This window comes from Bacillus cereus G9842 (assembly GCF_000021305.1).
Lineage (GTDB): Bacteria > Bacillota > Bacilli > Bacillales > Bacillaceae_G > Bacillus_A > Bacillus_A thuringiensis_S.
The window spans coordinates 1,669,507-1,682,393 of the sequence record NC_011772.1 but is presented as its reverse complement, the minus strand read 5'-3'; the positions used below and the strand labels follow the sequence as shown (position 1 = coordinate 1,682,393).

Here is a 12,887-nt window from a genome sequence, read left to right as displayed (position 1 = left end):
AGATGGTGTTTTTTGTTTGTCTTTCTGGTAACTACAGGAGTATTGGGATTTATATATTTCCTAATCTATTCTTAAAAATAGACGAAAGAAGGAATTTGTAATGGAAACAATTGTTCAAAAATTTGGTGGCACTTCTGTCGGAAGCGTCGAACGCATTCAACATGTAGCAAATTTAATTATTGAAGAATATGAACGAGGTCATAGCATTGTCTCTGTCGTTTCAGCAATGGGAAAAAGCACAGATGAACTTGTCGCACTCGCTAACGCTATCACAGAAAATCCAAGTAAACGTGAAATGGATATGCTTCTATCTACAGGAGAACAAGTAACTATTTCATTATTAACAATGGCACTGCAAGCAAAAGGCTATCATGCAATTTCATTAACAGGGTGGCAAGCAGGTATTACGACAGAATCTGTACATAGTAGTGCACGGATTACTGACATTCATACAAATCGTATTCAATCTTATCTTGCTGAAGGCACGATTGTTATCGTAGCTGGTTTCCAAGGTATAAGTGTAGAAAATGAAATTACAACGCTTGGCCGTGGTGGTTCTGATACGACTGCTGTCGCACTAGCCGCTGCACTTAAAGCAAAAAAATGTGATATTTATACGGACGTGACAGGCGTATATACGACGGACCCACGAGTTGTAAAAGATGCTTACAAATTAGACGAAATTTCTTATGACGAAATGTTAGAGCTTGCTAATCTCGGTGCCGGCGTATTACACCCGCGCGCTGTTGAGTTTGCTAAAAATCATAACGTAGTTTTAGAAGTTCGCTCAAGTATGGAACAAGAAAACGGAACAATTGTAAAAGGAGAATGTAACATGGAACAACAATCAATCGTTAAAGGTATTGCATTTGAGGATAACATTACACGTGTCACAATTAAAGGATTAGAACAAGGCTCGCTTTCAACAGTTTTCTCTACATTAGCAGCAGCACACATTAATGTAGATATCATAATTCAAAGTATTACAAATGAAGGAACTGTACACCTCTCCTTCTCCATTCATTCGAATGATTTAAGAGAAACTTTAGAAGTTTTGGAACAAAATCAAGAAACTCTTCACTATGAATCTGTAGAACATGAAAATCACTTAGCAAAAGTATCAATCGTAGGATCTGGCATGGTATCTAACCCAGGTGTCGCTGCAAATATGTTCACTACTTTAAAAGAAGAAGATATTCATATTAAAATGGTAAGTACATCAGAAATTAAAGTGTCTGTCGTTATTGACCGCCTTCATTTAGTAACAGGCGTTGAGGCGCTGCATCAATCATTTATGGCGAAAATTGAGCCTTTCGTGCAAATGAGCTAATCTCATCTATTTAGTAATACTAAAAAAATCATATTAATGTATTACATTCCTATTAAATAAAAAGCTGTTCGTTAACACGATGCTATATGACATATTAAAAAACACCTTGTCACATTTTCCTATACTGTGACAAGGTATTTTTAACTGAAAGGAATTTGTAACTACTTAGTAGTATAATTATGAGGATAATTAAATAATAGACTTTTATACATAAGGAGATAAGACTATGGCAAAAAACAAATTACTACGAATGGACAATGTCAGCATCGTTGTAGAATCCCTTGATAACGCAATCTCTTTCTTTGAGGAGATTGGCTTGAATCTCGAAGGTCGAGCCAATGTCGAAGGTGAATGGGCTGGTCGCGTAACTGGACTCGGTTCTCAGTGCGTAGAGATCGCTATGATGGCCACTCCAGATGGCCACAGCCGAATTGAACTTTCGCGATTTCTCACCCCTCCTACTATAGCAGATCACCGAACAGCTCCTGTAAACGCCCTCGGTTATCTACGCGTCATGTTCACCGTTGAAGATATTGACGAAATGGTATCGAGACTCACTAAGCATGGTGCAGAGCTCGTTGGCGAAGTAGTTCAGTACGAGAACTCGTATCGTCTCTGCTACATTCGTGGAGTCGAAGGAATTTTAATCGGTTTGGCGGAAGAACTCGGTAATAAGTAAGCAAGTGACGTTTTGTAAAAAAGAGGGAATAGCTCTATATTTAAGCTATTCCCTCACTTCTATTAAAACAGATGAATGTTTTCTTTTTTACAAGCTGCACGTAAATCGTCAGGCCATACAGAAGATTGAACTTCACCGATATGTGCTTTACGTAAGAAGTACATGCACATTCTTGATTGTCCAATGCCACCGCCGATTGTTAATGGTAGTACGTCTTCTAATATACCTTTATGGAAATCATACTCACGTTTGAAGTCTTCACCAGTTTTCGTTAACTGCTCATCAAGTGATTTACTATCAACACGAATTCCCATTGATGATAATTCAAATGAAGATTGTAGTACTGGGTGCCAGAATAAAATATCACCGTTTAATTTCCAATCGTCATAATCAGCTGCGCGTCCGTCGTGCTTTTCACCTGAACGAAGTGCATCACCAATTCCAATAATAAAGACTGCACCGTGTTCTTTCGCAATTGCATGTTCACGATCTTTCGGTGTTAATTCTGGATATTTATCTTCTAGTTCTTGAGAAGTAATGAAAACAATCTCTTCTGGTAAATACTTTCCAAGGAACGGATATTTTTCAAATAAGTGATCTTCTAAATCTTTGAATATTCCATAAATTGTTTGTACTGTTTTTTGTAAGTAATCGACAGTACGCCATTCTTTTTGAACGATTTTTTCCCAATCCCATTGGTCAACGTAAATGGAATGCGTTGCATCAAGTTCTTCATCACGACGAATCGCGTTCATGTTTGTATATAAACCTTCACCAGCTTCGTATCCGTATTCATGTAATGCAAATCGTTTCCATTTCGCTAGTGAATGAACAATTTCTAATTCTTCTCCTGAATGTAACATATCAAATTCAATTGGGCGTTCTACACCGTTTAGGTGATCGTTTAATCCTGATTTTTTCGTTACGAATAATGGTGCAGATACGCGGAATAGTTCAAGGCGTTTTGCTAATTGGTCCTCGAAAAATGTTTTAACTTCCTTAATTGCGATTTGAGTCTCTCTTACTGTCATTAATGATTGATACATGGTGGTTTCCTCCTAAAATGTTTGGATGTTGTGAAAAGAAGCCAACAAAAAAAGCCCTTCTTTCCCAAAAAACTGGGACGAAAGGCTTTGGTTCCGCGGTACCACCCAAATTAGCAACAGAGGTTGCTCACTTATACAGTACGGAGATAAAATATCTCGATACTGTTCTTCTTGTAACGGCGAAGTTCCCGGCTAAGTCTACTTTCCTATAAAGGATTTCGGTTAGCAACTCCAGGAGGTTCTTCATAATAGGCTTCGTATCAGGCTCACACCACCCCTGACTCGCTTAAACTACGTCCTACTACTACTCGTCCTTTCATAGTCGTTTTGTTGTCACATCTCTGAAACATTTTATTAATGATTATTCTATACAAAAAATAAAGAAAGTCAACAAAAAGTTTTAAAATGTTTTTCAATTCTTTATTTTACGGCTTTATTGATTGTTGTTAATTTAACATCTTTACTTTTTCTGCCTCGTCAATCCAAAAAATGTTTCACTGATCGAAACTAACGTATACACAACAATTAATGTGATCGTTCGGAATATAGAATCCGCAGTATTTCTTATTATTTTCATTTTCTTTATAATTCCTTTCAGTTTACTTGCAATTTCATGATATACTATAGCATTCAAGCAGTTTATTTTTACTTAAAGTAATCATAGTCATTTATAAAGAGTATTTTCTAAATCATTGACTATTATCAAATAAGATTTTTATATAACGGAGTGATCATATGAGTAAAACGAAAGCAAAACCGAAAAAAGGTGTAGGACAAGGTACAGGAAGTAAAGGATGGAACCGTTGGCAATCAAGTGCAAAGAAAAAGGCAGCTGCCAAACCATACAAAAGTAAAGGTACAAAGAAGTAATTTAAATAACATTTGATTTCTTTACTTTGTACAAAACAAAATATAATTATTACAACAAAAAAGCTATGCCCTCATCAATTTGAAGGCATAGCTTTTTTATATTAAATCATTAAAATATCTCGAATTTCTTCCTCTGTGATTGAGGACAATTTCTCTTCTCCCGGCTCAATCACTTCAGCGATTAAATTTTTCTTACTTTCTTGCAGTTCATGCATTTTCTCCTCAATTGTTCCCTGAGCTACTAGCTTTATAACTTGCACTGTATTTTTTTGTCCCATTCGATACGCTCTATCGGCCGCTTGTTGTTCAACAGCTGGATTCCACCATAAATCATATAATATTACTGTATCTGCACCAGTTAAATTAAGTCCGGTACCACCAGCTTTTAAAGAAATGAGAAATAGCTCTCCTTCTCCTTCGTTAAACCGATCGCACAGCTCTACACGTTCCTGCGCTGGTGTACTCCCGTCTAAATAAAAGTATGGAATTGCTTGTCGATTTAACTCACGACCAATAATAGAAAGCATCTTCGTAAATTGAGAAAAAATTAATATTCTCTTCCCTGTACTTCTACATTCCTCTAGAATCTCTAACAGTTGTTCAAATTTAGCTGAACTTCCTTTGTAATCATCAACAAATAAAGCGGGATGACAACAAATTTGTCGCAATCTCGTTAAACCAGCTAAAATTCTAATTTTATTTTTACGTAACGTGTCTTTGTCTAAATGCTTTAACGTTTCTTCCCTTAACTTCGCTAAATAAGCAGCATAGAGACTCTTTTGATCGGGTAATAACTCCGATGATTGTAAGTGCTCTATTTTCTCTGGCAACTCATTTAATACGTCCCCTTTTAACCGTCTTAATACGAATGGTTTCACTCGCTTCGCTATATCTTCACGCCTTAAATCACCGAACTCTTTTCTTCCTGGTAATAATTCCGGGAAAACGACATGGAAGATAGACCATAGCTCTTCTAATGAATTTTCTACAGGTGTCCCCGTTAGTCCGAAACGGTATTCAGCTTGAATTGTTTTCACAGCTCTTGCCGTTTGTGTTGTAGGGTTTTTAAACGCCTGTGCTTCATCAAGAAATAGTGTATGAAATGGTCTTGCATATAATCTTATATCTCTTCTCAGTAATGGATATGACGTAATTATGACATCAAATTCCGCTATATCTTTCAAAATCTTCCGGCGCTCTGCTTGGTTTCCATCTGCAATAACCGCTCTAATATGCGGGGCGAATTTTTTCAATTCACTAAACCAATTATAAACAAGAGATGATGGTGAAACGACTAATATAGGCAGCTTCTTTTCTCGAATCTCAGGCAAAACAGAATCTATAAAAGCAATGCTTTGCAACGTTTTTCCAAGTCCCATATCATCTGCCAAAATACCGCCAAAACGGTAATAAGCAAGTGTTTTCATCCATTCGAACCCATATACTTGATACTTTCTCATTTCTGCATTTAAAGTATTTGGCACAGCAAACTTTAATTTTTTCGGATTTTGAATGTTTTCTACTAACTCTTGAACAGAATCATCCACACTTAAAACATTGCCTTCATGAAGTCCATTCATCCATTTTACACTCCGAATAAGCGGAACATTTACCTCTTCTCCATGTAAAAATTCTTTCCGAACACCTGATTCTTTTATAAACTGATTAATTTCATTAAACTCTTTACTCTCTAGCGATAAAAAAGAACCGTTCGCCAATCGATAATATTTACGTTTCTCTTCAAGGGCCGCTAATACATCTTTAATTTCTGCTTCTGGTATTCCTTTTATATCAAAACGAAATGACAACCAATCAATTCTTTCTTTTCTTCTCACTCTAATAAGAGGAACTACATCCCCTTTACTAATTCGCAATTTAATTGCTGTCGTCGCATAAATATCAACTAAACCTTTTAATGTTGGCACGACGTGATATAAAAAGTTATACTCAGCTTCTTCATTATGCATAAAGTAACCGCCTTCTGTTTTTGCAAAGGCACTTTCACTCATAATGTCTAAAATCTCTTTTTCCTTTTTCTCATCACGATTAAAAACAGACGGCTGTCCATCCTCTTCTAGCGGATTAATCATGACGTTCCCATAGTGAAATTCAAGACCTGCTAATAAGCGATTTTTCACGCGGTCTAAATACAATTTCGCTTTTAGCGAAGGTGTTTCAACACGATCCGATATTACTTCATCAATGTGTACAGTTCCGAGCTTCATTAATCCTGGTACAACTTTCCCGACGAAATGTTTCATCTTACTTTCTGGAATATAAAACTGATTACTATTTGAGCGACTTATCATCTTTTGTAATTCAATAAGTCGCATACAATCTTCAATGTGTAAGTGATATAATTTCCCATCGTAAAGTGCATTGTTATACATATCCATAACTCGTACACGATTTAGACCATCTATATGAAGTGTAAATCCGCCATTATTTCCCTTTGTAAATTCAAAGTGTAACGGCAACAAACCTTTTGAAACTTGTAATCCCTGAAACAGTTGTTCATTTTGTTTCAGCTGTACATATTCAACTTTAGAAAGTGAAGAGAGCATATCTTTCCATGAAGCTGGTGGTATGAATATCATACTTTCATCTTGTTTCGCATGTACTTCTAGCGCATCCTCATACATTTTTTCGTTATGATACATTTTAATGAGCTGCTGGATAATCGCATCCGTTTCTTGTTTAAAACTATGTACATCTGGCGTATATGTAAATTCATTTGAACAATGAAAAGACTCTCTTTTCTCCACCTTAGAAAGAAATTCTCTAATATGATTTATGAAATACACTTTGGCAAGTTTCAATTGAATTCCAAGTAGAGCTCCACCACTTCTCGTAGCTACTGGTGTACATATAAACTCAACATCTAATATTTCGCGTGTATCAAAACGGTGTTGTTTACTTTTTGGCCTCAGTGGTTTGTCCGCAAACAGCTGAAACATACCACTTGTCAATTGATCGTTTCTGTTACTAGTGGAGCTCATTCCACCTGTTTGTTGATTATAGTTTATTTGTATTAATACTGCTGCAACATGTTGACAATACGTTTGAAAAGACGATAATGAAGGACAACTACATTTTGCAACAACATCACCCTTTTTAGCTTTTTCTACTGTAACATGGAAATCCTCGTTCCCTTTTACTGTAGCCTCGCAAATTTCTTTATTTTTATCATAATGATTTATTATCACTTTATTTGATTTATAATAGGCTTCACCTCTTTTATATGAGGTCTCTCCGCACACTTCTTTAATAATCGATTTATTCAATGTGAAACTCATCGCTTTGACACTTCCTTAATATAAAACCATTTTCTCTTACTTAACATTTTACATGCTCCACGAGAAAATATAAAATGTTGATTTAACAAAAAAGATGCTTATTTATAAGCATCTTCTTCACTCTATTTCCATCAACCTCTTCGCCTCAAAATACAACACTTGAATAAACTTCTTTGTATTAATTCGCGTATGACCAGAAGATGCAAGTTCATCTTTCGTCATTTCTGTCATCCGTTTTCTAACTACAGTGAAATCGAAAAATTTTGGAGCATAGCTTTCAAATTTTGGATTTGAAAAGTCTGTTAGTCCTAAAGAAGCCAAATGATTTAACGACTGATAAATAGCTCGACGTACTCTTTGTTCAGACGCTTTTTTCTCTTTATCAATATCCGCCTCTAAAGCTATATCCCCTAATTTCCTTATCGTAATATGATGAAAAATTTCTTTTAACGCAGGAAAGCCAAAGTCAAATGTCTGTGCCTTTTCTTGACCATATAAATATTCCAGCATACTAAGTAAATCTTTACTTCCATTCTCTCCCGCAATACCGAGTTCTGATAGTAAAAATCGCCCTAAATCCCCTATCTTTTTTCCTTCTTGTACTGGTTCAGTACGCAATTGCGGTTTTTCCCACTGAAACACGTTATTCAATGATTTTTGAATATCATGTATAGAACGCTCCAATCTAATACGCTCTATCACTTTGCGTACAACAGATACAACTTCGATTTTATTTAATGGTTTTGTAATATAATATTCTACACCAAATGTATATGCCTCACCTATAAGCTGCTTCGATTCCACTTGAGAAATCATAATAATTTTCCCCGTGAAAGTTGACGCAATGTGACGAACTGTTTCAATTCCGTCCCTCATCGGCATCAACAAATCAATAAATAAAATATCTATTTTTTTAAAATTTAGTTGATCCGCTTCAATAAAAGCTCCGTCATCCGCCTCACCAATTACTTCTCCAAGATCTCCATCTTCAATAATTTGCGACAGCATTGAACGGAAAACTTCATCATCGTCTACGATATAATAAAACAAATCTATTCCCCTTCCCGCTTTAAACTGCACTCCGGTAAACAAACGATAAACTTACACCCTTTTCCGGTTTCATTGTCTTCTAATCTTACTTCTCCGCCTAGCTCTGTTACCATTTCATGTATGTAAGAAAGTCCAATGCCTGTTGACGGTGTTCCTGTTTGATCATACTTAGAAGTAAACCCGGGCTTAAATACTAATTTTTTATACTTTTGTGCAATACCAGGGCCATCGTCAATTACTTCAAATATTACATGTTGCTCTCGTTTATATAAATCAATATGAATGAGACCTCTATCTTCAATTGCTTCCACTGCATTGGCAACTAAGTTATTAAAGATTGATAGCACTGTATACACGTGATATGCAGCGTGTTCACCTTCTATATATTTAGAAAAACGTATATCTTTCTCTAGCATTCCAGCGTACTTTTCATTTATTCTTACAATCATTTCTGTAAGCTCATGTCCTTCTACATACTCAGCTACATTTTTATCTAATAACAGTTTAGATAATCCCGCAAAAATTCTTTGATTATCCTTTTTTATTTCGTGCACTTCTCCTGCTATTTTCAATGCTGTTTTACTATTGGGATCATCGTTCGCTTGTAAATTTCGATATAGTTGATATGCTTCTTGTGTAATTAACTCTGCATTTTGTAATGTCTTTTTCAAATGAACAGATTCCACATATAAATTAGAAAGATGCATTAACATGTTTTCATTTTCTTTTCGAACTTGCGATTCTTTTAATTTCGTTTCATATAAATTCATCATATTTAAAAAACCAAGTGCAAAGAAACTACGAAAAATAGCAATAATAATAAGTTTATTTACTTCAGAAATCGTTATTGTTGTACCGAGTACTAACATGTGATAGAACGCAAGTTCTGACATACTTGCAACAATTTCAATTGAAATGCCAAGGCATCCAATAATGATTGGTTTCTGATGGAACTTATTTACCCTGCAAAGCGAAAAAAGACTGCCATAAATAAAATAATAGAAGAACACAGGATAACGCAAATAAAATGATTCTGTCATATGAAATGAACCTTGCATGATCCAGTCAAGACATACTCGGAATAAGACTACAGATATACCAACAAGAATACCTGCAACTCCTGCTGGTACTCTTCTTAAAAATAATAATAAAAAGAAAAATAGCGGTGTACCGAAGCTAACTCGAAACGTATCATTAAAGGGATGAAAGTTCAGCTCCCCAGCAATAGGAACAACGACCATTAATATAATTAAAAGGGACATATCTTTCTTCCATAATTGATTCCAATTCAAAGGTGCCACTTCCTATACTTTTTTTCAGTAGTAAAGCGAAAGCCCGCTTATTGTTATAAACGGGCTTTTTTTCTATATTCTAACCTTTTCTACCGCTTTTATTTGGCGGTACTCCGGCTCCCATATTGCTTCTTTCACTGCCATCTTAATATCGTTATCACTTAAGTTCACTCTTGCAACACCTTCTGCAACTGCAACTTTAGCTACTTCAATTGCAACCATTTCTGAGATATTACGTAATTCTTCGACCTCTGGTAAAATAGGTGCTCCTGGCTGACTTGTATCTACCATACTTGCAACTGCTTCAGCAGCTGCTGCGAACATTCCATCCGTCATAACGCTTGCACGTACTACAATTGTTCCAAGACCAAGCCCTGGGAAAATAAGTGCATTATTTGATTGTCCAACCACATACGTTACACCGTTATATGTAACTGGTTCAAATGGACTTCCTGTTGCAACTAATGCTCTTCCTTCTGTCCACTCGATTACATCTGCTGGCTTTGCTTCAGCAAGCGGTGTTGGATTCGACATTGGTAAAATGATTGGTCTTTCTACGTGAGAAGCCATTTCTTTAATAATTTCCTCTTTAAATGCGCCCGCAACAGTAGATGTACCAATTAAAATTGTCGGTTTTACATGTTTCACAACTTCAGCAAGTCCGATCATATCATTTTGCTTCCACTCACTTACTTCCGCTTCTTTTCTTGCGTACGGAATTTGGAAATCAAGAAGGTCTTCCATATTATCTGTAACTAATCCGTTACGATCAATACACCAGAAACGCTTATATGATTCTTCTTCAGATACGCCTACGCGGACCATCGCATCTCTAACTTGATCTGCGATACCGATTCCAGCCGTACCAGCACCAAATACAACAACGCGGTGTTCACTTAATGGTACACCAGAAGCTTTCACTGCCGATAACACAGCAGCAAGTGAAACTGCACCTGTACCTTGAATATCATCATTAAATGTACAAATATCATGACGATATTTATCTAAAATTTTTCGTGCATTTCGAGAACTAAAGTCTTCCCAATGTAAAAGTGCTTTCGGGAATTGTTTATTCACTGCTTGTACAAATGTATCAATAAATTCATCGTAAGCTTCACCAGTTATACGAGGGTGACGATTTCCAATATAAAATGGATTGTTTAATAGTTCCTCACGATTTGTACCCACATCTAAAATTACCGGTAATACACGGCTAGGATCGATACCAACTGCGGCCGTATAAACAGCTAATTTCCCGATTGCGATGTTTATACCACCAACACCCCAGTCACCAATTCCAAGTATGCCTTCTCCATCTGTTACAACGACTAAATCAATGTTTTCAGCTGTTGCACCGATATTGGCGAATGCTTCTTCGATACCCGACGGATCGTTAATTGATAAATACACACCACGCGGTTTACGGTATTCATGACTATACCTTTGAATTGCTACACCGACTGTTGGTGTATATACAATTGGTAACATTTCACGTAAGTGATTTGTTAATATACGATAAAATAATACTTCATTTCGATCATGTAACGCTGTTAAATATACGTTCTTTAATAAATCATCCGGCTGAGAACAGAATTGTTCATATGCTCGGCGTGCTTGTTCTTCTAATGTTAAAACTGCTGGCGGTAATAACCCTTTTAAACCTAATTCTTCTCTCTCTTCTTGCGTGAAAGCGACCCCTTTATTTAAAAGTGGTGTCGATAATACTTCTACTCCTCTTAATGTCGTTTCTAATGAACCATTAGAAGCTACTGTAAACTTACTCATAACATCCCTACCTCTATTCATATATAGCATTTCTATATTGTAAACAAAAAAGAGGGGATTGTCCCCCCTCTTCTTTTAATTTTTCTTTAAAAGAGTTGCTCCTGCAATCCCTGGGTGCGTCATTTCGAATGGATCTAGAATTAACTCTAAGTCTTCTTGTGACAGTACACCGTTTTTCACACAAAGTTCTCGAACGGATTGACCTGTTGCAATTGCTTCTTTCGCAACGCGAGCTGCTGCTTCATAACCGATATGAGGGTTCACGGCTGTAATAATTCCTACACTCTTCTCAACATACTCTTTTAAGCGATCTTCATTCGCTTCAATTCCTTTTAAGCAATTATCTGTAAAGGCACGGAAACCGTTATTCATAATGCTAATAGATTGAAGTAAGTTGAAAACAAGTACTGGTTCCATAACGTTTAATTCTAACTGTCCTGCTTCTGAAGCAAGGCAAATTGTATGGTCGTTACCAATTACTTGGAACGCAATTTGATTAATTACTTCTGGCATAACAGGGTTTACTTTCCCTGGCATAATAGATGAACCTGGTTGACGAGCAGGCAACATAATTTCCGCTAAGCCAACACGTGGACCTGATGCCATTAAGCGAAGGTCATTCGCAATTTTAGACATATTCATCATACATACTTTCAGTGCTGCTGATACTTCTGTGTATGCATCCGTATTTTGCGTTGCATCTACTAAGTCTTCTGCACCAACAAGTGGCAGTTCACTAATTGTAGCTAAATGTTTTACAACTGCTTCAATATATTCTGGATCTGCATTTAAGCCTGTACCAACTGCAGTTGCTCCCATATTTACTTCATATAGATGTTGACGTGATTGCTTGATACGTTTCATATCACGTTCAAGTACGCGAGAATACGCTTTAAATTCTTGTCCAAGACGAATTGGCACAGCGTCTTGTAAATGTGTACGACCCATTTTAATAACATGATCGAACTGCTCTGCTTTTAATTCAAATACATCGTGCATATAACCCATCGTTTGTAATAAGCCTTCTAATGCATTTAATGTTGCAATATGAATCGCCGTTGGGAATGCATCGTTTGTTGATTGCGCCATGTTTACATGACTATTTGGACTAATATAATGATAGTCTCCCTTTTCCATTCCTAATAATTCAAGAGCACGATTGGCCATGACTTCATTTGCATTCATATTCATTGAAGTACCTGCTCCGCCTTGGATTGGATCTACGATGAAATGATCATGCCATTTTCCATCAAGAATTTCTTGAGCGGCTTCTGCGATCGCGCCGCCCTTGTTCAATTCCAATCTTCCTACATCTGTATTAGCAAGCGCTGCAGCCTTTTTTACAATTGCGAATGCTTTAATTAAGCCTTCATGGATTTTGTATCCTGTAATTGGGAAGTTTTCTACTGCACGCATTGTTTGTACGCCGTAGTATGCATAGTTTGGCACTTCTTTTTCACCTAAAAAATCTTTTTCAATTCGAACACCATTTTTAACTTCAGTTAATGTTGCCATGATTATTCACTCCTTAACGATTTC

The 12,887-nt window shown here is 36.4% G+C and carries 9 protein-coding genes and 1 other annotated feature; of the genes, 3 read left to right on the top strand and 6 right to left on the bottom strand.

Annotated elements, in window-relative coordinates; all coding sequences use genetic code 11:
* Nucleotides 1–100 precede the first annotated feature (100 nt).
* Both BCG9842_RS08505 and BCG9842_RS08500 read left to right on the top strand, forming a co-directional pair.
* Nucleotides 101–1,330 carry an aspartate kinase gene (locus BCG9842_RS08505; RefSeq protein WP_000448041.1) on the top strand — a complete coding sequence of 410 codons (1,230 nt, stop codon included), beginning with the start codon at nucleotides 101–103 and terminating at the stop codon, nucleotides 1,328–1,330.
* Between the two features lie 226 nt (nucleotides 1,331–1,556).
* A complete protein-coding gene (locus tag BCG9842_RS08500) occupies nucleotides 1,557–2,009 on the top strand; it encodes a VOC family protein (RefSeq protein WP_001107256.1) in 453 nt (150 codons plus the stop codon).
* 62 nt (nucleotides 2,010–2,071) lie between these two features.
* Here the strand turns inward: BCG9842_RS08500 and asnA are convergent, their stop codons facing one another.
* The gene (asnA, locus tag BCG9842_RS08495) at nucleotides 2,072–3,055 is read right to left on the bottom strand and encodes an aspartate--ammonia ligase (protein WP_000284912.1); all 984 of its coding nucleotides are present in this window, start codon (nucleotides 3,053–3,055) and stop codon (nucleotides 2,072–2,074) included.
* Between the two features lie 70 nt (nucleotides 3,056–3,125).
* Nucleotides 3,126–3,384: a binding site (T-box leader), on the bottom strand.
* A 406-nt stretch (nucleotides 3,385–3,790) separates the two neighbouring features.
* Here asnA and BCG9842_RS08485 point away from each other — a divergent pair.
* Entirely contained in the window at nucleotides 3,791–3,925 is a 135-nt protein-coding gene (locus BCG9842_RS08485; protein ID WP_000047588.1) for a DUF3934 domain-containing protein, read from the top strand.
* A gap of 101 nt (nucleotides 3,926–4,026) precedes the next feature.
* On the opposite strand, the gene BCG9842_RS08480 is transcribed toward BCG9842_RS08485, so the two are convergent.
* The 5 genes from BCG9842_RS08480 to aspA all read right to left on the bottom strand — a co-directional run bounded on the left by BCG9842_RS08480 (nucleotide 4,027) and on the right by aspA (nucleotide 12,863).
* On the bottom strand, nucleotides 4,027–7,221 hold the full coding sequence (locus BCG9842_RS08480) for a DEAD/DEAH box helicase (RefSeq protein WP_000011069.1): 3,195 nt from the start codon (nucleotides 7,219–7,221) through the stop codon (nucleotides 4,027–4,029).
* A gap of 117 nt (nucleotides 7,222–7,338) precedes the next feature.
* Nucleotides 7,339–8,271, bottom strand: coding sequence for a response regulator (locus BCG9842_RS08475; protein ID WP_000500296.1), 933 nt, complete (start codon nucleotides 8,269–8,271; stop codon nucleotides 7,339–7,341).
* A gap of 2 nt (nucleotides 8,272–8,273) precedes the next feature.
* Nucleotides 8,274–9,572: a sensor histidine kinase gene (locus BCG9842_RS08470; protein WP_079997134.1), complete on the bottom strand. Its 1,299-nt coding sequence runs from the start codon at nucleotides 9,570–9,572 to the stop codon at nucleotides 8,274–8,276.
* Between the two features lie 63 nt (nucleotides 9,573–9,635).
* Nucleotides 9,636–11,348, bottom strand: coding sequence for an oxaloacetate-decarboxylating malate dehydrogenase (malS, locus tag BCG9842_RS08465; RefSeq protein WP_015945744.1), 1,713 nt, complete (start codon nucleotides 11,346–11,348; stop codon nucleotides 9,636–9,638).
* A 75-nt stretch (nucleotides 11,349–11,423) separates the two neighbouring features.
* A complete protein-coding gene (gene aspA / locus BCG9842_RS08460; protein WP_000224183.1) occupies nucleotides 11,424–12,863 on the bottom strand; it encodes an aspartate ammonia-lyase in 1,440 nt (479 codons plus the stop codon).
* Nucleotides 12,864–12,887 lie beyond the last annotated feature (24 nt).